The sequence below is a fragment of the Nitrosopumilus sp. b1 genome, from assembly GCF_014078545.1.
Taxonomy (GTDB): Archaea; Thermoproteota; Nitrososphaeria; order Nitrososphaerales; family Nitrosopumilaceae; genus PXYB01.
Window position 1 is genome coordinate 407,937 of record NZ_MU078723.1, and the last position, 22,781, is coordinate 430,717.

Consider the following 22,781-nt stretch of genomic DNA (forward strand, 5'->3'; position numbering starts at 1 on the left):
AATAGAAAATCAACCAAAAGGCAGTATGAATATTCTAACAATTGGAGGCTCAGATCCATCTTCAGGAGCAGGAATACAGAGCGATATCAAAACATTTTCAGATTTGGGCTGTCATGGATTCACAGTTATTACTGCAATAACCAGCCAAAATTCTTCCAAATATAAAAAAACTGAGCCAGTTTCAGCAAAAATGGTCTCATCGCAAATCGATGCAATATTTTCTGATTTTAAGGTCGACGCCATCAAAATTGGAATGGTATTCAATTCAGAAATCATTAAAATTTTGAATAAAAAACTAAAAGATTTTGATGTCCCAAAAATTCTTGATCCTGTAATAAAATCAACTACAGGAGGAGTATTGTTGGAAAAAAATGCATTAAATGATTTGAAAAAATTTCTGTTACCAATTTGTGATGTAATAACACCCAACAAAAACGAAGCAGAGATTCTCACAAAAATTAAAATCAATTCTAAAAAAGATCTACTAGAGTGCTCAAAAGAATTTCAAAAACTTGGGATTAGCAACGTGATTATCACTGGAATGGAATTTGAAAAAGAAAAAATAAGCGACATAGTCTTTGAGGATTCAAAGTCATATCAGGTTAAGAGCAAAAAAATCAACAGTATAAATCACGGAAGTGGATGCACTTATTCTTCTGCATTAACTGTGGCATTATCAAAAGGAAATAATTTAAAAAATTCAGTAAAATTTGCAAAGAGATATTCTTTAAATTCAATCAAAAATGCCACAAAAATTGGAAAGGGCATTACGCTAACAAAAAGCAAAGAGGATCCACTCAAGAAAAAATTGCAAAATGAAATAACTAATTTTATTTCAATGAAGGATTCATACAAATTGATTCCAGAATGTCAAACGAATTTTGTTTTTTCAGAACGAAAACCAAAAAAGACCAAGGATGTTTTAGGAGTTCAAGGAAGATTGGTAAAAGCAGGGAATGCTGTTTTGATTGCAGGTAATCTAGAATACAATGGTTCAAAACATGTGGCAACTGCACTTGTAACCATTTCAAAGAAATTTCCAGATATTTGCTCTGCAATAAATCTGAAATTTGACCAAGATTCACTAAGAAAGCTTACAAAGAAAGGGCTGAAGATAGTAAGTTACGATAGAAAAAAAGAACCTACCAAAAGCAAAAAGAAAGATGGCTCCTCAATTTCGTGGGGAGTTGAAAATGCTATAAAAAAATCAAAAATCATGCCTGATGTCATATATCATAAAGGGGATTTTGGAAAAGAGCCCATGATTTTGATTTTCGGAGCAGATCCAAGTGATGTCATGAAAAAAGTACGTAAAATATTCTAAAAATAATAAATTATTCTTAAAAATATACTTGAACATAAATACTCATTATTTCAAATCAAATCCGTGAAGACAGTAATTTTAGCCGGGGGATTAGGCACAAGACTTCAACCATATACAACTTTTCTTCCAAAACCAATGCTTCCTTTAGGAGAAAAACCATTGCTTGAACACCTTATTGATTGGAATAGAAAAAACGGAATAAAATCAATTGTTCTTTGTGTTAGTTACTTAAGAAAAACTATTGAAGATTATTTTGAAGATGGAAAGAGATTTGGCGTAGACATAGAATATGCTATAGCAAATAGACCGCTTGCAACTGCAGGTCAACTAAAAACTGCCCAGCAGTTTATTGACGATACTTTTGTTTGTATGTATGGGGATTCAATTTACGATTTTCCGTTAAGGAGTATGGTATCACAGCACAAACGAAAAAAATCATTCATCACCATGAGTTTGTTTGAATACAAAACAAAGCTTCCTTATGGAGTTATTGAAACTACGTCTAATGGAAAAGTTACTGCATGGAATGAAAAACCAGAGATAAGTGCCAACATAAACATAGGATGTTACGTAATGGAACCTCAAACTTTTGACTTTATCCCAGAGAGCAAGCCGTATGGAATGGACGATGTAGTCAAAAAGGCCATGTCAAAGAAGAGATTAGTTAGCAGCTACATTACCAAAAAAGGATTTATGGATATTGGAGACAAGGCATCATATAGAAAAGCATACCAACAATTTCTAGAAAAACTTGGTAAGATCTAGACAAATGTCAGAATTAACAATAAGACAAATTCAAAGAGATGACCTATTCAAGGGTTTTTTAGAATCATTAGACTCACTCCGAAAAACTAGTGATATAGATAAGAAAAAAGCAGACGAGGTTTTTGAAAAAATAACCTCAAATCCTAATCATCACATCTTTGTGGCAGTACTAAATAACAGAATTGTGGGCTCTACCACTTTGTTAATTGAACCTAAATTCATTCATAATGGAGGCCTCGTGGGGCATATTGAGGATGTAGTAGTATCAAAGCAGAATCAAGGTGAAGGAATTGGAGAAAAATTAATCAAATATTCTCTCAACTTTGCAAAAAATGCCGGGTGCTATAAGACAATTCTTGATTGCAAAGATGACGTAAAAGGCTTTTATGAAAAATTAGGTTTTTTTAAAAATTCAAATGAAATGAGAGTAAACCACATCTAGACGTATTGTTTTTTTGGTTTTCTTTCACGTGTTTTGAACAATAAAGCACCGACTACCATTACAGGTACTGATACCACCATAAAGAGAATTGGAGTTATAGTTACAGCATCAACAAGATACTTGGAATCAATATCGGACAATTGTGTGTATGCAAATGCCATACCGACTAGTAATACTGCACCACCTGCTACAATCATCATTCCAATGCTTTTAGAGCCATATCGTTTTGACATTATGAAAGAAACGCCTGCCATAATCATTGCTGGTGCTACTCCAATTGAAATAAACTGAAGCATTTTTGGTTCAGGTTCAAGAGATTCTGCAATATCAAGTGTAGGATATGAGATCATAAAATTATAGAAAATTATTATTTCGCCAACAAACATTATGAATAATCCGAGACTAGCACCTGCAATGTATTTTTCAACAGACATGAGTTAATTTGTAATTAGATTCTAAATAAACTATGCATATTCTAGACTATTCCAACAAGACCGGCAAGTTCTTTTCTACACGCTGCACCCAATTTTTCTGCGGCATCTTCAGGTGAGATACTATTTAGAAAAACACCATATCCTCTTTCCAAGCCAGACCAGGAATTTGTTATTGGGTAAATTTCTATATGCCAATGAATTTGTCTACTGTTTTTCTTTTCAGGTGAAAGATGAAACACCAAATTGTAAGCAAGATCTTTAATGCTTTTAGATAATCCACCCAAAGTGGCACGAAGTATTAGAGATAAATCATTAATCTCCTTTTGAGTAATTTTTGAGAAACTCGTAGTATGTTTTTTAGGACATATCCAAAATTCATATGGATATGAAGGTGCCCAAGGGCAAAATGCGATGAATCCTTCTGTCTGTAGTATCTGTCGTGGTCCGCCAGTTTCTGCATTAACTGTTTGGCACATAGGACATACTCCTTTTTCATTTAGTATTTTATGAGAAGCCTCAGCTTCAGCTTCGATGACTGGTGGAATAGTAGAAAATGTTACAATGTTTAGGTGAGGATGTGGATTACTACTACCAGCTGCTTCACCATGATTTGCGTAAATTGATACATATGTAACTCCCTTTTGGGTGTAAAGCCAACGTAATCTATCCTGAATTACAACTAAAATGTTGGACCATTGTTCAACGCCTATAGTTGAGAATGAGTCTTTCTCTTTGGGTGATGCCACTACGACAAAATGATAACCATATGCAGGTTCACTGTAATGAGGCCTATCGCTGTATGTGTTCTCAGATTCTATAGATACTGCAGGATTTTTGCTTTCAAAAACTCGGATAGACCAATCAGTGACATACTCATCTTCACTATCTTGTAATCTTTGCAACATTCCATCTTTTGCAACAAGGGACAACACTGATGGATTGGTCATGGATTCGTTTCCAGGTGCATATGGGGATTTTTTTGCATTAGAAGCTTTGTCTTCTTTTTTTGTAACAATCATAAATTTTTCTGAGACATAGTCCTTACGCATACTACCCATATGAGAACTGGCAATGATCGTATGTTAAAACTTTTTCAGATCATCAGTAGATCGGAAAAAATTATGTAAAGTTTAAAGTGGACAGGTAAAGTTCACAAAAGTGAGGTCCTAACCATAGCCAAAAATTCGGATGTTCATATGATATACGTCCTATTAGATGGAGTTGGAGATCTAGCTCATCCAGATTTACATGGAAAGACTCCGCTTGAGGCAGCGGTAACTCCAAACATGGACAAGCTTGCAAAAAATGGAGTGATGGGAGAAGTAATTTCAGTCGGAGAAGGAATTGCACCAGAATCAGATATTGCAGTATTCAATATGTTAGGATACAAATTTCAACATGCAGATTATGTAGGTAGGGGAGTTATAGAAGCAATCGGAGTTGGAATAGATTTCAAAGATGGGGATTTGGCACTTAGAGGAAATTTTGCCACACTAAATGATGATGGAGTAATTACAGATAGAAGAGCAGGAAGAAACATCGAACGGGAGGATGCAGAGGCAGTATCAAAAGAAATTGAAAACAAAATTAAATTTTCATATCCTAATACTTCGGTAGTTGTGGCCCCAACAGTAGGTCACAGAGTAACTGTGAGAATTAGAATGGAAGGAAAATCATTATCTTCCAACATTACAAACACAGATCCTGCGTATGCCCGCGTAGATGGAATGGGAATTGCAAAAGCCGTTGGGGATTTTCTAAAAATTGACAAATGTCTTCCGTTAGATGAGTCAGAAAATGCAAAGATTACTGCGGACTTGGTAAATCAATTCACTCAACAATCATTAGAAATTATGAAGAATAGTGATATCAACAAGAAAAGAAAACAACAGAACAAAAAATTACTTAACAGTATTTTATTGCGAGATGCAGGTAACAAGTATCCCGCAGTTATGCCAATTAATGATCTATACTCGATGAATTTTTCATGTATTGTAGACATGCCTGTTGAATTAGGTATTTCGGAAGTTCTAAAGATGAAAGCGTTTGAAGCAGGAGGCCTGACAGATTATGAAGAAAAGGCAAAAGTAGCTGCAAAGGCGATGGAAACTCAAAATGCAATCTACGTACATTTGAAGGGGCCAGACGAATTTGGTCATGATGGGGACGCAATAGGAAAGATGAAGAACATTGAGGAGATAGATAAGAGATTTTTTGGAACATTACTTGATAATATTGACACAAGTAAGGTAGCGGTAGTGATATCAGCTGATCATTCAACACCATGTATCAACAAGGGCCACAGTGATGATCCAGTTCCAGTAATGATCTCAAAAGATTCTATTCAAAATGACGGGTCACAAAGAGTTACAGAAAAGGATGCTAAGAAAGGCAACATCAAATTAATTATGGGTGCAGACGTGGTCACAAAGGCTTTGGAATTGATCAAATCTCAAATGTAGATATTTCACCAGAGTTTTTCATTGTGGATATTTTTTTTCTGATCAAGTCAACATCAATATCATAGTACTTTCCGCTTGCTTTGCTTAATTTATCAAGAGCCCGTCCAAAAATAGAAAGACAGATTTCATCTTCATTTTTTTGATAATGTACTAATCCTGCTGCAACAAGAATTACTCCTTGAACTAGATCCTTTTCTCCTTCAAAACAATTTTTCCAAACTCCTTCCAATACTTCATGGCATTCCCAAAATCTTTCATTATTGAAGTAAAAAATTCCCTGTTTTACGGCATCTTCCTTCTTTATTGATTCCTCGGTGACATGTTTTGCATGATCAAGCTTACCCAAAGAGGATAGTTTCTCAACAAGGGTATCTAGATTCTCTTTTTTTATTGAAACGTCGTATTCGAGATATTTACTTGAAACTCTTGTGTCGCGAACTGTCACATCCATTCCATGACTTAGCTCCCTTGCTTTTCTCAAAAGAGTGGTTGCATCTTTTGGAGTATAATCGGAATTTTGAAGATGCAGCATATATCGTTCCATGGTATACCCTTAGAAGATTTTCATAAATCCTTATTGATTTTCAATCAAGATTTATATGAACTATGGAAAGGATTTGGGACATGTCGATTGAGACCATTAGTGATGTGAATAATTCATTCCTTTCAAGAAGAGAGCTTACTTGCAATTTTGCAGGATTAGGAGGAAAATTAAAAAAATTAGAAGCAATCGATATGATCTCAAAAGAATTCAAATTGGATGGAAAAGTAATCATCCCAATTAATCTCAAGAATCACGTTGGGAAACCAATGGTGACAGGAACTTTCTATGTTTATGAAGATGAAAAATTAGCAAAAGAACACGTAAACCCCACAATATTCAAAAGATTAGACAAAGTTAACGCTGCTCAAAAAGAAGCACAGCAAAAAGAAGAAGAGGCCGCAGCACAGAAAGCTGCAGAAGCAGCTCCAGCTGAAAAACCTGCTGAAGAGAAGAAAGAGGAAAAGACTGAGTAATGGCAGATAAAAAAGCAGGAAAAAAAGGCTCTAGTCCAAATGTGTACAAATACTACAAAGTAGACAAAGACAAACTAACTAAATTAAGAAAAATCTGCTCACGATGTGGCAAAGGAGTTTTCATGTCCGTGCACAAGAATAGACATACTTGTGGAAAATGTGGTTTGACAGAGTTTAATCAATAGTACTTTTTCTTTCTTATTTTCTTGCTCTTTTCTTCTAGGTTTTCTATCAATTTTACAAATTGAGGATTAATCTTAATTTTTGCAAGTGAGTTTGCAGATATTTTCATTATATTGGAATCCAATGTAATGTTAGATGTGGGGAGTTTTTTTTCAATCCAGTTTTTGATTACTTTATCTTCTAATTTGAAGTCTCTAAAGCCAGACGGGAATTTTTTTGTGATATGGAGAAGCAATGTACGATCTTTGAAAACTGCTTTTGGCTCAAACAATCGAGTTTCATCAGCATACACGTTTTCAAATAAATTACTGGAAATCTCATCAGAAAGCATCTCCATTTTTGATACTTTGCGAATTAGCTCCAAAAAATGTAAAAATTCATGCGCTAAAATCGCATGAATTGTTCCTTTAAGACCATATGCTACTAACGGTGCAGAAATTTGTATGACAACTTGAAGTTTGTCTTCTAGTACCAACGGAATCGTCCGTGCAAACAAAATTCCATACTGGAAGGAGTTTGGATCGTTGGAAGTTACAATAATTGATGGGTCTACATATGCAATAGGATAGTTTATTCCAGATGCTTTTTCAACTCGGTTAATACCCTCTACAGTAATCGGGAATCGTTCTTCGATTAATGAGTAAACTTTCTCAGGCAGTACTCCTGCCTTGAATGCCTCTTTGACCTTGAATAAAGGATCCATGAAATCCACTCGTTTAGTAAACAGGTAAAAATGTTGATTTAGTTATCTGGAACGGGGTTTTCCAGCTTTTGATTTCTTTTTCTTACGTCTATCAGCTCTTTGATCCGCCCATCTTGCATGTTTTCCTTTTTTTCGTAGAGGCATGAAAAGCAATGTTATGGATGGCTAGTTATTTGTTGCCATTCCATCTCAATGTCACGGAAATCAATTTGTGTGCACCTACACCTATTCTCTAAAAGATCAGAGAGATTAGGGAAGGCATCCTCACCTACTACAAATTTCCTCAAAGGAAATCCACTCTCCACATTAAGAATAGCCATGAACGAGGAGTCGCCAGTCTTTTTGTATTTGAAAGAATGTATTGCTTTTTCAATGCGTTTACCAAATTTGTCATATATTGCGACCGCCGACTTGGGTAATTGAGATAATTTTTTTAGAGAGTTTTTTTGAATAGGATTTTCAGTGAATATTGATAATTCAACCAGAGAGTTAAACCGAATTGGTACTTTTGGAAATGCAGGTATAATTTTTAGAGATATCAAACTCATTTCTCTCAAAGCGATCTTTTTGTAAAATTTAACTTTACGTTTTTTTGGATCAAGGATTTTTACAAAAAACGGTCTCCCCGGATTATAAACAAGACTTGATTTGTCTTCTCCACCAATCCAAGATATTTTTACCTGTTTTGCATCAAATTTATCGTAAAGATATTTTGATATTTGTCCCTCGATACTCTCAAAACTTGTAATTCCATGAAAACAACAAACCGAACAGCCTTTTCCATTACAGTTTTCACAAGATTTTTGTTTTTGTGATAGAGATCTAGATGTCTTAGTGTATCTACCAAAAACAAATACCGGTTTAGAACGAGTTTCAGTTGAACTGTTTTTAAAATTAATTGTTAATGTCAAATCAGGAGAGTCATGATCAGATATTGATTTAGTTTTTTTAGAAAATTGTTTTGAGAGTTCCTTTGTAACAGCGGTTTTGATGCTGTCAATCCCACGTAAGCTAAATTTGGAGCGAATTGCATCATCCCTATCAATGAAAGATGGTTTTAGTATGGCACCAATCAGAAAAGTAAAAAACTGGTAATCATTAGATGCCTCTACTAATTTTTTAAGAATAACAGGAAAAGTATCAAATAGATTTTTACAAATAAAACACTTAGAATTCTTATGCTTAATTTTTTTTCTGATTTTTTTCCCAAGTAATTTGTTTGAAGTACCATTTAGTCTTTTGACAAATAATCTACCAAGGCAATCATCACATAAATCGTATTCTTTGAGTATTTTTTTTGAATCTAATATTATTAGGTTGAATTTTTCATTTGACACGCAAATACATCATAATTACACGTTATTAGCTATACGAATTATCCCAAACCCATTCGTCTAAGAGCACCTTGCATCTGTCGTCCCTTTGATGCTTTCATCATACTCTTAGAATTTTTGTAGTTTTTTAGTAGCTCTTTGACGTCATGTTCAGACCAACCAGAGCCTCTAGCAATTCTTTTGATCCTAGATGAATTAAGCAAGTCAGGGTCTGCCTTTTCATCTTTTGTCATACTTTGAATGATGTAACGCCATCGTTCCACTCTACCTTCCATCTGATCTAGCTGATCATCTTTTACCATTCCAGATAATCCAGGCATATTATCTAGAAAACCCCTCAGTGAACCAACTTTAGTGACTTCTTCAAGTTGATAGTAAAAATCATCCATATTCATTTTACCGCTTGAAATTCTCTTTAGTCTAACATCATCTGCTTCACTTTCTAATCGCTTTGCAAGATCCAATACTGCTTGAATGTCACCCATTCCCAATAGGCGTCCAACAAATCGAGTAGGGGAAAATTGTTCAAGGTCATCAATTCTTTCACCAGTACCGATGTACATGATTTGAGCACCTGTGGCAGCTGAGGCAGCTATTGCCCCACCACCCTTGGCAGAGCTATCTAATTTTGTAATTACAATTCCACCCACAGGAACTGTTTTGTGAAAAGCTTCAGCCTGATTAAAGCACTGTTGGCCTATAGTCCCATCAATCACTAATAATGCAAGGTCAGGATTTGAAACCTTACTAATTCGTTTCATTTCATCGAGTAGATCCTGTTCTTCCTTATGACGTCCTGCAGTATCAATCAAAATTATATCAAGATTGGAATTTTCAAAATGTTTTAGACCCTTTTCTACAATTTGTGGAGAATCTTTGTTGTTCTCTTCACCATAAACTTCGACATTTGCCTTTTCACACATTGTTTTTAATTGGACCAATGCGCCAGGACGGTAAGTATCTGCTCCAATTACTCCTACTTTGTATCCTTGTTTTGTCAAAAATTTTGCTAGTTTAGAAGACATGGTGGTTTTTCCACTTCCTTGAATTCCCAGCATCAAAACTTTGTTAATTTTACCAGCCTTGAATGAGAATTCTGTCTCATTTCCTAACAGTTTTGCAAGTTCATCATATAGAATTTTTACAATGTGATCCTTTCTAGACAGTCCTGGAGGTGGAGATTCGTTTAATGAACGATCTTTTAGCTTTTTTGTAATTTCAAGTACTAACCTAACATTTACGTCTGACTGTAATAATGCTCTTTGAACGTCCTTACATAATTCATCAATTAATTCCTCATCAATTCCTGAGGAGCTTACAATCTTTTTAATGGCGGCTCGAAGATTTGTTTTTAGATTATCTAACAATGGAAATCATTGATTTTTAGATTATATGACGTTTTTTGTTCTTCAGATATCGTTCACGAAGAACAACCTCAAGATAGGCACATACATGAAATCACTATTCTGCTATCTCGAGACTAAAAAATTACCATTATTTTTTGCTATAATCTAATTTTGACTCTATAATCTCAAACTTTCCACGGTAACCATCCCATATTTTTTTAAAATTTGTTATCTCCAATGGATATGAATACAAAGGGCAATCTACAACTAGTGTTTCAGCCTCGCCTCCCTCAAAATTAAGATTGAATCCATGTTTTTTTGATAACTCAGATAAGTTCTCAATATCTGCATGGGTGATAATCTTGCCTAACCATGAATCGTCTAATCCCTCAGAAGTAACACTAGTAATCATAAAACAGAATCCTTTCTCTAAAAGTTGTTTCATATATGAATGAGGGTTAAGATTCCAAACTGGAGAAAAGAGTTTGAGATCTAGTTTTTTACATAAATTTTCAAAGTTTTTCTTTTGAAATTCACTAGAAATTCCACCATGTACTAGTCCCTCTATGTTAAAATCAATTTTAGCTTTTTTTAGAATTTGAAAAATAGAATTAACTTCATTAGATGTATCATTGGAATCAGAAGTCAGATACACTTGAGGAATTCGCATTGAGGTAGATAGTAATTTTGTCACTTCAATATTTGGATGATGTAAAAGCATACTTTCTTCTGATTTTGGAAATACGGTAACAAGACAAACCACTTCATGGCCTTGGGAAGTAGATTGGTAGATAGAATATGTGCTATCCTTACCTCCAGAAAAAAGTGCTGCAAGTCTCATGACATAGTTTGGCATATTGTTTCATTTGAAGTATTAGAAATGATGATTGTTGGATGCTTCATTACTCATAATCCTCATCACACCTCAGACGGCTTTTCCGCTCATCATCAGCATCCGAGTTTAACTCTTTACACGCATTATTTTGGTTTTATCCATAACCTTCCAGTACTCTACGTTTTGTCCATTCTCTAGCTTACCCTTAACTTCATCATCAATCAGGGTGACGTCTATTGTCTCGAAGGTTTCAGAATCCATTATTTGGATAATGTCTCCAGTAATGGAGATAATCTGTCCAGTTCTTTTGTCAATCAAAGGAACATGAACTTGCATGCTAACAGGACCTACATGTGGTCTTTTTTGGTCATCAAAAATTCCAACACCTACAATTCTTGCTTTTGCTGCTCCATGTTTTCCAGGTTTACTGGTGTCATACTCTACGATTCTACATGGTTCACCTGAGGGTTGATCAGATACAGGTAGCAAAATGTAAGAGCCGATCTTTAATGAACCCAAATCTGCTGGCTTGCTCATGAAGGAACCAGTTATACGTCGATATTTAACTTTTTTATTTTAGCTTTTCAAGAATGGAAAGGCTAACAAGATTTGTCAATGTGATCCCTTTTCTTCCAACATCACGTCGTGTTTTTTCACAATATTTGTTCACACTTTGATGGCTTTTATCACTAGAAACTTCTAACACAACAATATTGCCACTGTATGGAAAAGTAAACTTTTGTGGGATGGTACAACATAGATCCATATGACCTACACCTGCCTTACCCACTTTTTCTCGCTTAGCTACAAGATTTGCAACTTCACTGACATCTTCCTCTGAATCACCATATTCCAAATAATACACTGAAACAAAATTCATTGTGCCTTGGGATTCACGTTCAAACAATCCTTCATCCATTGTGAAAATAAAAGATGGCTTGTCCTGATTGAATTTTTCAATTTCTTTAATTATTTTTTTTGAATCTTTGAATTTTGCAAGTATGTAGTGATTAGCTGATGATGAAAAGTATGGCTTACTCTCCTCAGAGAATGTTGCAGTGACAAAATACATGTCTTCGATATTCTTTGAATGATCCCATGTATCTTTTAGTTCAATAGTATTATGACTATGCAAATAGGGAATACAGACATATCCACTTGTTTGTAGTATGGTTTCTGACACTGGATCCAGTGATCAATAGCTTGATTATTTAATATTTTACAGATAGTACACTAAATTTACTCAAAATTATGCTTATTTGACTCGTTCTTGTTCGATAGTTATTTAATACTAAAGTGCTCCGACAAATTGTCCCAAGCTAGCTCAGCCTGGTAGAGCTTCCGGCTGTAGTAGTTGGCTTTTGGCTGACATAATAGCAGCATATCAGGCATACAGAAACCGGGTTGTCGAAGGTTCAATTCCTTCGCTTGGGACCATAATTTTTTCACAACCAAAAATTCAAAAACTCATGAATTTACACTAAGGTATGAGTAATGATCCTTGGTCAAATCTAGACAAAGTTGACCAGAAGATTATAGAGATTTTAAACAAGAATGCAAGAACACCTTCAAAAGAAATAGCAACTGAGCTAAGAAAATCTGGTCATGATGTTTCAGATAGAACCATACGAAAAAGAATCGAGAGGTTAGAGAAAAGTGGAATCATCAAAGGTTACAAAGCTGTTCTAACCGATGTTTCGGAATCAAATGAATATGAAGCATTGTTTATGAAATTAAAACCATCAAAATCACTAGATTCGGTAAAAGATTCTATCAAAGATTTTGTAATTAAATTACCAAACTATTTGTTTATTGCAAATTTAGAAGGCGATTGGAATATTCTTATTGTAATGAAAGTTGAAGCTGAAGATTCAGATCCAACGCAGAAAATTATTGAAAAGTTTTCTGAACAAGTAATTGATTATAGAGTGAGTGACTTTGATGTTGCAAATGTCAATTTGCTCAATATGTCATTGTTACTATTGTAATTAATATTCAGACTCTGCAATATCAATTGCTTTTTTTACTTCTTCAATTGTAAATGGTTTTTGTATAAATGATGCAACACCAGAACTGATTGTTTTATTAACTCGCTTTGAGGTTTTTTCATCAGCAGTGATAACAATAATTTGAAGATCCAGTTTTTCTTCTAAGAGAGTGGATGCGACAACATCACCGCCAATATCAGGTAGCCCCATATCAAGAAGTATAATTGGATTTTGTGATTCAGAGATTAATTCTTTACATTTTTTGATTCCATCTTTTCCCTTTTCAAATGAATAAAACGTAGAGTAACCTAGCTTCTCAAGATATTTTTCTAGTTTCATTGTGATGGCTTTACTATCTTCAATAATTATTACTGGGCGCATGAAACTTATCTGAACAGAAGAAATTTCTTTGGATTTGTTGAATGCTTTTTTTGCCTCAGAATATTTTCCAGTTTTAAGAAAGCATTTTGATGCGCAAAGATATGCACTTTTTGAGCTATATGACTTGTCTTTTTTTGCAAAGTTTTGATAAAGATTCGCAGCTATCAAAATTTCTTCATTGTTATCTTTGTTCTGTCGAGATTTACATTCTGCTGCAAGAAGATACAACAAGGCAGATTTTGGTTCATCAGATTTTTTGTAAGACTCTGCCAGATTTGTAAATAGGTTATAGGCTGAAATATTTTGATTATTTCTAAGATGAGTAAAAGCTAAATCGTATTCCTGATTTTTTTCTGCCAATAGTTTCTGAAAATATTTTATTTTATATTACTATATTGGGTCAAAGGAAATTAGACAGTCAGGGGTTAATTACCGCACGCCCATTAATTTTTCGTGCTTTAAGATTTTCAAGGGCGGTATTTGCATCGTCTAAGGCATAACGTTCAGTTATTTTTGGATTGATGACACCTTTTTTTGCAAGTTCAATTAGTTCTACCATACTAGCGTAATTTCCAGTATATGCACCTTGAATGGTTATTGCTTTAAGCGGAATTGTAACAAGTGATAACTCCATAGATCCACCAAAAAGTCCAACTAGTATCAAATTGCCTCGTTTTCGAAGTACTGCTAAGCCAGTCTTTGCAGTTTGAGGAGCGTTAACAAAATCGATAACACTGTCTGCCCCTTTGTTATTACATAATGAAATAATTTTTTGTGCAGCATTACCAGAACCGGTTGTAACAGAACCAATTACATTAGAGTTTACAACAAAATCAGCACCCATTTCTTTTGCAGTTTGTAATTTTTTATCATCCAAGTCAACACAGATCACTTTTGCTTTTGTTACTGCTTTAGCAATTTGAATTCCCATTAATCCTAATCCACCGGCTCCAATTATTACAATAAACTCTGGAGAATTTGAATTTGCTTTTTTTACCGCAGTAAAAGCTGTAAGTCCTGCACATGCAAGAGATGTAGCACCATCTGGATCTAGGCCAGTGATATCAGCCAAATATTTGTAATGTGGAACTTTAACAATTTCCGCATAGCCGCCATCTTGGAATAGACCTATAGATTTTGGTGTGTCGCAAAGATTTTCATTACCTGCTTTACACGCAACGCATTGACCACATCCCAGCCAAGGATAAACAAGTACGTTATCCCCCACCTTGACGCCTTTTACATCAGGACCAATTTCTAATACACTACCAACAATTTCATGACCAGGAGTAACAGGGTATTTTACTCCCCTATCAGTAACTTTGAGAAAAACGCCATCGCCTAAATCATAGCCACCTTCCCAAAGATGCAAGTCACTATGACAAACTCCGGCAGCTTTTACTTTTACAATGACTTCACTGCCTTGAGGTTTAGGTGCTTCTAATTCAGATATTTGTAAAGGTTTTTCAGGTTCAACGATACGAGCGGCTTTCAATAATCATTCCTTTCTTCCTTATAATATAAGAGTTGACTGGAAGGGAGAAAAAAATAGAGCGTGAAGATATTATCTAATAGAAAGCGAGTTTTTTTGTGAGTGAAGAAGAATCAAGAGTAGGTATTTCGCAAGCTCCTGTAAATATTCTGTTTAATCCAGCTACCATATCCAAAAAGGATGTTTGGGAGATTGATTTAATTCAGATATTAGATATTTTAATTCGAATTTTACAAAAGAGTGGTAAAAAAGATCTTAGGATTGCTGGCATGGCAGCATTGTCATCCTCTTTAATCTATAGAATGAAAGTTGAAAGTATTTTTGCTCTGCAACGAGCTGCAATGGAAAAGAAACCTATGACTCAACGAACTGATGTAGATATTCAATTAATTGACATTCCCTATAGACATGAATCAACATATCCTGTAACACTTGACGAGTTGTTAGATCTTCTTGAAAACTTGATTGGGTCAATCGCAAACCCAAGATCTAAGAAAGGAAGTCAGATGAATTTTGAGCCCCTAGAGGCTCCAGACTTTAAGGATTATTTTATTTCGCTTGAAAACATCATAGGAAAATATGAAGACTTGATAGTAAGAAAAATTAGAAACACAGGTCACGGAATGTTACAAGCAATAGTAGCAGATTTGGAATCAATAGATGCCATCAGATGCTTTTTTGCAATACTATTTTTGGCAAGAGATAAGAAGATAGATCTTGAGCAAGTTGAAGACGATATCAAAATAACACTCATTGAGGAGAACTTAACAACGTGATCAAATATGCGCAAAGGATTGTTTTAAGTAGATTTTAGGAGTTTTTGAGGCTAATGGACAAGGTTGAAAACGAAGATGAGGCAACTGCGAGAATTGAGGCAGCCCTATATTCAGCAGGGAGACCTCTCAGGATTGAAGAGATTATCAGAGCTTCAGGTACAGAATCAAGAACAAAAACCCTAGACATTCTGGAAAAAATTATGAAAAAGACCAAATCAGCTTTCAAAGCAATAGAGGTAGTCACTCTTCCAGATGGATCATATGTTTTTCAACTAAAACCAGAGTTTAGTAATGTTGTTAGAAGATATGCATCAAAACCAATTTTGCCAAAAGCAACTCTAAAGACATTATCATATATTGCATACATGCAACCAATTTCATCAAAGCAGTTAGTAGAGACAAGAGGTTCGGGGGTGTATTCACATCTGAAAGAATTAAGACAATTAGATTTTATTGCTCATCAAAATGTAGGAAGATTAAAAATTTTTACAACCACTGAAAAATTCCAAAAATATTTTGGAATTCATGGAGATGCAGATACTCTAAAAGAAAAACTATTCAAAAAAGTAAGAAGAACATCTCAAATGACAATAAAACCTCAGGAAATTACATCCCAAGTGTAATAATTCAAAAATAGGAAAGTCGCCTTTCACGCGTAAATCTTGCGTTTTGTATAAATTAGAGTGATTTAAAGAACTATTGTGAGAAAATCAATAGAAAATTTAGCAACCAGTAAGCTAACAGGTGGAAGAAGACATCCACTCAGAATTAGAAGAAAATATGAGATGGACAGATATCCTAACGAAGCTCTTACAGGTGCACAGGTTACAGTTACAAGGCATGTTCGCGGAAAAAATAGGAAAACCGCATTAAAGACAATTGATTTTGTAAATTTATCAACCCGGGATGCCAAAGTAAAAAAATCAAAAATTCTAAAAGTATTAGAAAATTCAACAAACAATGATTATCAAAGACGTGGTGTCATCACGAAAGGTGCAATACTTGAAACAGAAGCAGGTAAATGCAGAGTTGTTTCAAGACCTGGACAAGATGGCGTAGTAAATGCAATTCTCATAAAGTGATGAGATGAAAGATTACGAACATGTCGTAATCTGGTTAGATTATTTTAATAAAACACTTCCAAGAGCTAAAGGACGAAGATTAGATAAAGAGAAATGTGTTTTTGATCCTTCATTAAATGAATTAATCGAAGCTGCAAAATCAGCGGGTTATGAAATAAAGGAACAAGAAGACAAAGTGAGATTTCCCAGAAGATCTTATGTAAGATCAGGATACATTGTTTTGCCAAAAGAATCCTCCAAGACAAAAATTCTTAACAAAATTTCAGAAAAGCTAGTATCCAAAAGAGCAAAGCAGTCAAAATAAAACCGATTCTAGCTTTTAGCTAAAGTAAAGTTGACAGAAGTATATGATAACAATCAGATGATCTTGATTTCTAATTGCAGGAGGTAGGGGAAATTATGCACTTGGCCAGTAGTGGCAGGGTAGTTATTCAACTAACAAAAGTTGTTAGTGAAGGACAAATACTCTGTGACGAAAAGAGTACCAAAGTTGCAAAAGTTATGGAGTTGATTGGTCCTGTTGCAAAACCATATGCATCAGCTACTCCATTGACAAATAGCATAAAAAAATACACTGGCAAGAAAGTTTTTGCTCTCGACATAGCTCCTGCAAAAAAACAAAAATACAGGAGAAAAAGAAAATGAATACATTAGAAACACAATGCTGTCCTGAATGTGAATCATCATTAGTTGATGACAGTCAGAACGGTGAATTGATTTGTTCTGGTTGCGGAATTGTCGTAGCAGATCAAATCGCAGATTATGGCCCAGAAGCAATAGGTTCAAGTCTTGAAGACAAAATGAAGTTAGCAAGAGCTACAGGACAGACAACATATTCCCAACATGATTTGGGAATTACAACAGAAATTTCCATTAGTTCTAAAGACTTTAGTGGAAAATCTATCAATTCCGAAGTTGCTAACCAAATGCACAATCTACGCAAATGGCAACAAAGAGTACGAGTATCATCTCCAAGAGAAAGACGACTTGCAAATGTTTTAACAAAAATTGGTGAAGCATGTCAAGGTCTGTCTTTGTCTAAAAATGTTCAAGAGACGGCATCAATGATTTATAGAAATCTAGATGGTCAAATAGAAGTCAAAGGAAAGTCAGTAGTAAGCATTTCAGTTGCTACCATCTACATGGCATGTAAACAATGCGATGTAGTTAGATCTCTTGAAGAGATATGCAGAGGTATTTGTCAGCCAAAAGACGTAAAAGCTAAAACAAAACTTGCAGCAAGATACTACAGAACCATGGTAATGGAGATGGGTTCCAAAACAGCTCCAGTAGTTACTATGGACAAATACATCTCAAAAATTGCTAACCTAACAAAAACAGAAGTTCGTGTAGAAAGATTAGCACTTGAGATTGCTGAAAAAACCAAGAATAACAACCTAGCAGATGGAAAAGCACCAAACGGAATTGCAGCAGCATATCTGTATGTTGCATCAATATTACTTGGACAAAATGTACTACAGCGTGATGTGTCAAGCATTGCTGGAGTAACCGAAGTAACCATTCGAAATAGGTGCAAAGAGATTCTAACTAGCTATAAGCTAAAAATCGCTCTAAGACCATCACTGGCCAAAAAATAATCATCCCCCTCTTTTCTATTTTATTTAGGCATGATATTGGTTAGGATTAGCTAAAATTCGTGGGTATTATATAGAGAAATAACTCATTTAGCAACATGGCAGTACTTGAAATCAAGGATCTTCATGTGACTAGAGAAGGAAAGGAGATTCTCAAGGGAGTGAATCTGAAAACAGGTCCAGGTGAGGTTCATGCCATTATGGGACCAAATGGTTCTGGTAAGAGTACTTTGGCATATACATTACTTGCACATCCAAAATATGAAATCACATCTGGAGACATATTACTAGATGGAGAAAGCATCAAAGATCTTAGTGCTGATGAGCGAGCAAAAAAAGGATTATTCTTAGGATTCCAATACCCAACCGAAGTATCAGGAGTAGGTTTTTCACATTTTCTTAGAACATCTTACAATTCTCTAAGTAAAGCCCTTCAAGGAGAAAATAGAGAAGTATTCATCACAGTTAGAGAATTTCAAAAGTATCTCAAGGACAATCTTAAACAGGTAGGATTGAAGGATGAATTTTTATCAAGATATCTTAACGAAGGATTTTCAGGTGGAGAGAAAAAGCGCTCAGAGGTTTTACAGATGGCTGTTTTAAAACCAAAGATTTCAATTCTTGATGAACCAGATTCAGGATTAGATATTGATGCAGTTCAAGCTGTTGCAAAAGCAATTAGCGAAGTATCCGGAAAGGATTCAACCATCATAGTAATTACCCATTATGCACGCATTTTGAAATTTTTGAAAAAATTAGATTATGTTCATGTTTTTGCCAGAGGCAAAGTTCTAAAAAGTGGTAGCGCATCCCTTGCAGATGAATTAGAAACAAGGGGTTATGATTGGGTTTTAGAAGAAAATAAAGAAACAGCATAATTCTAAAGATACTAAAAACTTGAGCTAGAAATTAGAAATCATTGTTTACTTATTTAAATAAGGTTGAATAATACGGAGGATTATGGAAGATGGTCAGGATAAGCAATACTTTTTTGACTTTTGTTTCTTCAAAGTTGATCCGAAATGGAGATGGATGGCAGACCTTGCAAAAGAAGAATCTGCCAGAGAAGTAGAAAACGTAATTAGAAACTCGGGAATAAAATTCAGAACCTATTCAACTCTAGGATTACGTGACGATGCTGAATTTCTAATTTGGTTTGCAGCAGAATCAGTTGAGGAAATTCAGAATGTAATTTCTAAATTGTATCTAACGGTGTTTGGAAAGTATATTGTTTCTTCAAGAACTTATTTGTCATGTACTAGGCCATCGTTATATGCAAAAAAGGGATTAACATTATCATTTGTTGCAGGAAATCAACCAAAAAAATATGCTGTAGTTTATCCATTTACAAAGACTAGAGAGTGGTACCTACTTACTGAGCAACAAAGGCAAAAGATGATGGATGAGCATATTTCAGTAGGTCAAAAATATCCCCAAGTAGTTCTGAATACTACATATTCATTTGGTATACATGATGAGGATTTCATGTTAGCGTTTGAATGTGATGATTTACGAGACTTTCAGAATTTAATTATGGATTTACGACAAACACAAGTTTCAAAATATGTGCAGGTTGATACTCCCATGATTGTTTGTGTTAAAAAAGATATTATTTCCCTGATATCCAGCTTAGGATAGTTGGAATCACTTAAAGAATGGGCAACGGTTGTTACTGCATTAGAGTCAGGAAAGCAGACAGTTTTGTTGCGTAAGGGTGGAATTTTAGAAACAGCGTCTGGATTCAATGTTGAGGCAAAGAAATTTCTTTTATTTCCAACATTTGAACATCAAGAGACACATCATATCAAACCAGAATTTCACAAATTACTAAACGAGATAAAAGAGAACAAACCAAGAGAAGGACACAACAGAATTACATCATATGCAGAGGTATTAGGAGAAGCAGAGGTATCAGATAATGAAAAAGTAAAAGCATTATCTGAATTTCACATCTGGAGTGATTCGTATATTCAGGAAAGAAGAAATTGGAAACCAGAAAAACCACTAAAAGCAGTATTTCTCAAAGTTTATCGAATTCCCAAAAGAGAGATTCCGCTAAAATCAGAATATCAGGGCTGCAAATCTTGGATAAACATAAATGAAGAAATTCAAAACGGTCAACCAGTGCTTTCAGAATCAGAGATTAACTCAAAATTAGAAAAGTTCATGGAGATTACAAAATGAAATACAAAAAGCTAGGCAAGAGTGGAATCGAGGTATCTGAGATAGGATTTGGAGCATGGACAATAGCCCTGAATTGGTGGGGAAAAGAAATTCACGAAGACGAAGCAGCAAAGATGCTAAAGCGAGCATATGATTTAGGAATTAACTTTTTTGAAACAGCAGATATGTACGGAAAAGGAAAAAGTGAAACTTTAATCGGTAAATATCTCAAAGATGTAAGAAAGGAAATCATCATCTCAACAAAGTATGGATATGACTTTGAAGGAGTAGAGCAAATTGGACATAGTGAGCTTCCACAGAGCTTTGCTCCAGATTTTACAAACAAAGCATTAAGAAATAGTTTGGAGAGACTTCAAACGGGCTATGTAGATGTGTACGGTCTGCACAATCCAAAACTAAACCACATCAGAGACGACACAATATTTCAAACGCTTGATAAATTAATTGAAGAGCAAAAGATCAACACGTATCAGATTGCACTAGGGCCTGCCATTGGCTGGACCCAAGAAGGAATTGAGGCAATGGATAGAACAAATGTTAGCGCAGTGCAAACAGTATACAACATACTGGAACAGACACCAGGAAATGAGCTGTTTGATATGGCAATACAAAAGGATGTAGGGATACTGGTAAGAGTTCCTGATGCGTCTGGAATTCTTACAGGAAAAGTCAATGCAGAAACTAAGATTGATGAAAAAGATCATCGCTCGGTAAGAAAAGGGGAATGGATAAAATCAGCACTACAAAAAGTTGAGCAGTTGCGCCCAATTGCACAACGAAACGACCTAACCATCACAGAGCTTGCAATTAAATTCATTTTATCAAAGAAAGGATTTGCATCAGTGTTTCCAACAGTAATTAGTGTTGAAGAGATTGAAAGTTTTGCAGCCATGTCAGATGGTAACTATATCAACCAAACAGACATGAAAGAGATTGATGAGTTGTTTAACTCATGGCCTGCATATGAGCTAAAAGCAACCACACAGGCTGCATGATAACATTCATGACAGAACAGTTTGACTCTAAAAAAACCCTAGAGATTATTGAAAGATTAAAGCTTGCAAGAATTGGCGAGTATGGAAAATGGAAAACCATAATCAAAAAAATTGAATCAGGTCAACAATTAGATGAAATAGAAAGATCCTATTTTAGTAATTTTACACGCATATACAAAGAAGGAAAGGTCAAAGTCAGAAGTAAAATCTATCATATGAAATTATCAGAAAACGATAAAAAACCATCATGTAAAGAATGTGGAGAAGAATCACTATTCTATTGCAATGTCAATGATGCATACTTTTGTTCTAGTCATGTAGTTGGACATGATGAAAATGAAGCGTAGGTTATGCGGTAATTTCTTCTATGGAAAAATCATGTTCAACAAAATACTCTACACGAGTTTTTTTGAATTCACGTGAGCTAAATAATATCCTATATTCATGAACATCAATCTGGTTTTCTATCGTTTTTGCCATTTCATTTGCCTCAGTTTCTGATTTACAGTGAATCATTGAGAAGACATTGTAAGGCCAATCAGAGTAAACTGGTCTTTGATAGCAATGACTCACTTGCGGGAATGCGCCTAGTAATTCACCAACATTTTTTATTCTTTCATCTGGAACTTTCCACACTATCATTCCATTTGCAGTAAAACCAACATCACGATGCCGTAAAATTGCAGCATAACGACGCATTACTCCAATCTCTTCATAATAACGCAATTTTTCAAACACCTGATCTTCTGTTAACCCTAATGATGTTGCAGGTTTTAGAAATGGGCGATCTACTATCTCAAGATCTTTTTGTAGTTGTCGTATGAATTCTTTGTCTTCTTCGGTCGGTTCAAATTTGACATCGCGAATCTTCTTTTTTTCCTCAGAAGGTTTTATGTCGTGTTTTTTTTCTTCAACCATGTCAAGTTTAACACCAATCTTAAAGAGCTGAATTGTTGGAAGCATTCTTACTTTTAGAATGCCGGGAATTTTTTTGAATTTATCAACTTCGGTTTTAAGATCAGAGCCCGGAGGAACAGCTAATGTAAACCAGAGATTGAACTGATGGTTTCTTTCATAATTATGACTCACACCAGGATGACGGTTAATTTGATTGGCCACATATTCTAATTTGTCAGGCTCAATCTCCATCGCAACAAGGGAGCTTTTGTATCCTAATCTACGAGTGTCAAAAATTGCACTTAGTTGTCGCAGGACACCGATTTTTTTTAGATTTGTGAGTCGTTCTTTTATCACATCAGGTGAGACATTGAATTTTTTGGCAATTTCATGATAGGGTTGAGAAACTAATGGAAATGTCCATTGAATTTCATTTAAAATTTCTTTATCTAAATCATCCATAATCTATTAACCGATTTTTTCATCATTCAATTAAAAATGTAGCGAGAGATTAGTTGTATTCCTAAATGAGTTTATAGTTATAAA

30 protein-coding genes and 1 tRNA gene are annotated in these 22,781 nt (G+C 34.9%); 19 read left to right on the top strand and 12 right to left on the bottom strand.

Annotation, left to right across the window (positions count from 1 at the left end; all coding sequences use genetic code 11):
* Positions 1-25: 25 nt before the first annotated feature.
* From thiD to C6988_RS08195, 3 genes are all read left to right on the top strand, one after another.
* Entirely contained in the window at positions 26-1,324 is a 1,299-nt protein-coding gene (gene thiD, locus C6988_RS08185; protein ID WP_182134553.1) for a bifunctional hydroxymethylpyrimidine kinase/phosphomethylpyrimidine kinase, read from the top strand.
* 63 nt (positions 1,325-1,387) lie between these two features.
* Positions 1,388-2,089 carry a nucleotidyltransferase family protein gene (locus C6988_RS08190; protein WP_182134554.1) on the top strand — a complete coding sequence of 234 codons (702 nt, stop codon included), beginning with the start codon at positions 1,388-1,390 and terminating at the stop codon, positions 2,087-2,089.
* Between the two features lie 4 nt (positions 2,090-2,093).
* A complete protein-coding gene (locus C6988_RS08195) occupies positions 2,094-2,531 on the top strand; it encodes a GNAT family N-acetyltransferase (RefSeq protein ID WP_182134555.1) in 438 nt (145 codons plus the stop codon).
* On the opposite strand, the gene C6988_RS08200 is transcribed toward C6988_RS08195, so the two are convergent.
* Positions 2,528-2,965 carry a hypothetical protein gene (locus C6988_RS08200; RefSeq protein WP_182134556.1) on the bottom strand — a complete coding sequence of 146 codons (438 nt, stop codon included), beginning with the start codon at positions 2,963-2,965 and terminating at the stop codon, positions 2,528-2,530. The genes C6988_RS08195 and C6988_RS08200 overlap by 4 nt on opposite strands.
* Positions 2,966-3,006: 41 nt before the next feature.
* On the bottom strand, positions 3,007-4,023 hold the full coding sequence (locus C6988_RS08205) for a galactose-1-phosphate uridylyltransferase (RefSeq protein ID WP_182134557.1): 1,017 nt from the start codon (positions 4,021-4,023) through the stop codon (positions 3,007-3,009).
* A gap of 138 nt (positions 4,024-4,161) precedes the next feature.
* On the opposite strand from C6988_RS08205, the gene C6988_RS08210 reads away from it, so the two are divergent.
* A complete protein-coding gene (locus tag C6988_RS08210; RefSeq protein ID WP_182134558.1) occupies positions 4,162-5,427 on the top strand; it encodes a BPG-independent phosphoglycerate mutase family protein in 1,266 nt (421 codons plus the stop codon).
* Here the strand turns inward: C6988_RS08210 and C6988_RS08215 are convergent.
* Positions 5,411-5,971, bottom strand: a complete 561-nt coding sequence (locus C6988_RS08215) for a DUF309 domain-containing protein (RefSeq protein ID WP_182134559.1) — start codon at positions 5,969-5,971, stop codon at positions 5,411-5,413. The two genes, C6988_RS08210 and C6988_RS08215, sit on opposite strands and share 17 nt — an antisense overlap.
* Before the next feature lie 80 nt (positions 5,972-6,051).
* Between C6988_RS08215 and C6988_RS08220 the strand changes: the two genes are divergently transcribed.
* Both C6988_RS08220 and C6988_RS08225 read left to right on the top strand, forming a co-directional pair.
* Positions 6,052-6,444 (top strand): 30S ribosomal protein S24e, encoded by a 393-nt coding sequence (locus tag C6988_RS08220; protein ID WP_182134560.1) that lies wholly within the window; start codon positions 6,052-6,054, stop codon positions 6,442-6,444.
* Positions 6,444-6,629: a 30S ribosomal protein S27ae gene (locus C6988_RS08225; RefSeq protein WP_182134561.1), complete on the top strand. Its 186-nt coding sequence runs from the start codon at positions 6,444-6,446 to the stop codon at positions 6,627-6,629. The genes C6988_RS08220 and C6988_RS08225 overlap by 1 nt, the downstream gene beginning before the upstream one ends.
* Here C6988_RS08225 and C6988_RS08230 read toward each other — a convergent pair.
* From C6988_RS08230 to C6988_RS08255, 6 genes are all read right to left on the bottom strand, one after another.
* On the bottom strand, positions 6,623-7,330 hold the full coding sequence (locus tag C6988_RS08230; RefSeq protein ID WP_182134562.1) for a hypothetical protein: 708 nt from the start codon (positions 7,328-7,330) through the stop codon (positions 6,623-6,625). The genes C6988_RS08225 and C6988_RS08230 overlap by 7 nt on opposite strands.
* A 155-nt stretch (positions 7,331-7,485) precedes the next feature.
* The gene (locus tag C6988_RS08235) at positions 7,486-8,667 is read right to left on the bottom strand and encodes a pseudouridine synthase (RefSeq protein ID WP_255464441.1); all 1,182 of its coding nucleotides are present in this window, start codon (positions 8,665-8,667) and stop codon (positions 7,486-7,488) included.
* A 38-nt stretch (positions 8,668-8,705) separates the two neighbouring features.
* A complete protein-coding gene (locus C6988_RS08240) occupies positions 8,706-10,031 on the bottom strand; it encodes a signal recognition particle receptor subunit alpha (RefSeq protein WP_182134563.1) in 1,326 nt (441 codons plus the stop codon).
* Positions 10,032-10,158: 127 nt separating this feature from the next.
* Entirely contained in the window at positions 10,159-10,851 is a 693-nt protein-coding gene (locus C6988_RS08245; protein ID WP_182134564.1) for a diphthine--ammonia ligase, read from the bottom strand.
* A gap of 120 nt (positions 10,852-10,971) precedes the next feature.
* The gene (locus tag C6988_RS08250) at positions 10,972-11,382 is read right to left on the bottom strand and encodes a translation initiation factor IF-5A (RefSeq protein ID WP_182134565.1); all 411 of its coding nucleotides are present in this window, start codon (positions 11,380-11,382) and stop codon (positions 10,972-10,974) included.
* A gap of 34 nt (positions 11,383-11,416) precedes the next feature.
* A complete protein-coding gene (locus C6988_RS08255; protein ID WP_182134566.1) occupies positions 11,417-12,028 on the bottom strand; it encodes a hypothetical protein in 612 nt (203 codons plus the stop codon).
* A gap of 130 nt (positions 12,029-12,158) precedes the next feature.
* Here C6988_RS08255 and C6988_RS08260 point away from each other — a divergent pair.
* Together C6988_RS08260 and C6988_RS08265 are read left to right on the top strand one after the other, a co-directional pair.
* Positions 12,159-12,282 (top strand) — tRNA-Tyr (locus C6988_RS08260).
* A 50-nt stretch (positions 12,283-12,332) separates the two neighbouring features.
* Positions 12,333-12,833 (top strand): Lrp/AsnC family transcriptional regulator, encoded by a 501-nt coding sequence (locus C6988_RS08265; protein ID WP_182134567.1) that lies wholly within the window; start codon positions 12,333-12,335, stop codon positions 12,831-12,833.
* Here the strand turns inward: C6988_RS08265 and C6988_RS08270 are convergent, their stop codons facing one another.
* Complete coding sequence (locus tag C6988_RS08270; protein WP_182134568.1) at positions 12,834-13,574, bottom strand: response regulator; 741 nt, start codon at positions 13,572-13,574, stop codon at positions 12,834-12,836.
* 58 nt (positions 13,575-13,632) lie between these two features.
* Complete coding sequence (locus C6988_RS08275) at positions 13,633-14,709, bottom strand: alcohol dehydrogenase (protein WP_182134569.1); 1,077 nt, start codon at positions 14,707-14,709, stop codon at positions 13,633-13,635.
* Between the two features lie 95 nt (positions 14,710-14,804).
* On the opposite strand from C6988_RS08275, the gene C6988_RS08280 reads away from it, so the two are divergent.
* The 11 genes from C6988_RS08280 (at position 14,805) to C6988_RS08330 (ending at position 21,685) form a co-directional block, all read left to right on the top strand.
* Positions 14,805-15,482: a chromosome segregation protein ScpA gene (locus tag C6988_RS08280; protein WP_182134570.1), complete on the top strand. Its 678-nt coding sequence runs from the start codon at positions 14,805-14,807 to the stop codon at positions 15,480-15,482.
* A gap of 53 nt (positions 15,483-15,535) precedes the next feature.
* Positions 15,536-16,105, top strand: coding sequence for an SMC-Scp complex subunit ScpB (locus tag C6988_RS08285; RefSeq protein WP_182134571.1), 570 nt, complete (start codon positions 15,536-15,538; stop codon positions 16,103-16,105).
* Positions 16,106-16,183: 78 nt separating this feature from the next.
* A complete protein-coding gene (locus tag C6988_RS08290; protein ID WP_182134572.1) occupies positions 16,184-16,564 on the top strand; it encodes a 30S ribosomal protein S8e in 381 nt (126 codons plus the stop codon).
* Between the two features lie 4 nt (positions 16,565-16,568).
* Positions 16,569-16,868: a signal recognition particle subunit SRP19/SEC65 family protein gene (locus tag C6988_RS08295; protein ID WP_182134573.1), complete on the top strand. Its 300-nt coding sequence runs from the start codon at positions 16,569-16,571 to the stop codon at positions 16,866-16,868.
* A 74-nt stretch (positions 16,869-16,942) separates the two neighbouring features.
* On the top strand, positions 16,943-17,209 hold the full coding sequence (locus C6988_RS08300; protein ID WP_182134574.1) for an H/ACA ribonucleoprotein complex subunit GAR1: 267 nt from the start codon (positions 16,943-16,945) through the stop codon (positions 17,207-17,209).
* A complete protein-coding gene (locus C6988_RS08305) occupies positions 17,206-18,162 on the top strand; it encodes a transcription initiation factor IIB (RefSeq protein ID WP_182134575.1) in 957 nt (318 codons plus the stop codon). The genes C6988_RS08300 and C6988_RS08305 overlap by 4 nt, the downstream gene beginning before the upstream one ends.
* 95 nt (positions 18,163-18,257) lie before the next feature.
* On the top strand, positions 18,258-19,037 hold the full coding sequence (sufC, locus tag C6988_RS08310; RefSeq protein ID WP_182134576.1) for a Fe-S cluster assembly ATPase SufC: 780 nt from the start codon (positions 18,258-18,260) through the stop codon (positions 19,035-19,037).
* An 82-nt stretch (positions 19,038-19,119) separates the two neighbouring features.
* Positions 19,120-19,797 carry a chlorite dismutase family protein gene (locus tag C6988_RS08315; protein ID WP_182134577.1) on the top strand — a complete coding sequence of 226 codons (678 nt, stop codon included), beginning with the start codon at positions 19,120-19,122 and terminating at the stop codon, positions 19,795-19,797.
* Positions 19,798-20,343 (top strand): DUF1802 family protein, encoded by a 546-nt coding sequence (locus C6988_RS08320; RefSeq protein ID WP_182134578.1) that lies wholly within the window; start codon positions 19,798-19,800, stop codon positions 20,341-20,343.
* Positions 20,340-21,338 (top strand): aldo/keto reductase, encoded by a 999-nt coding sequence (locus C6988_RS08325; protein WP_182134579.1) that lies wholly within the window; start codon positions 20,340-20,342, stop codon positions 21,336-21,338. The genes C6988_RS08320 and C6988_RS08325 overlap by 4 nt, the downstream gene beginning before the upstream one ends.
* An 8-nt stretch (positions 21,339-21,346) precedes the next feature.
* Positions 21,347-21,685 carry a hypothetical protein gene (locus tag C6988_RS08330; RefSeq protein WP_182134580.1) on the top strand — a complete coding sequence of 113 codons (339 nt, stop codon included), beginning with the start codon at positions 21,347-21,349 and terminating at the stop codon, positions 21,683-21,685.
* Between the two features lies 1 nt (position 21,686).
* Here C6988_RS08330 and C6988_RS08335 read toward each other — a convergent pair whose 3' ends face one another.
* Complete coding sequence (locus C6988_RS08335; protein ID WP_182134581.1) at positions 21,687-22,697, bottom strand: siroheme decarboxylase subunit alpha; 1,011 nt, start codon at positions 22,695-22,697, stop codon at positions 21,687-21,689.
* Between the last annotated feature and the right edge of the window lie 84 nt (positions 22,698-22,781).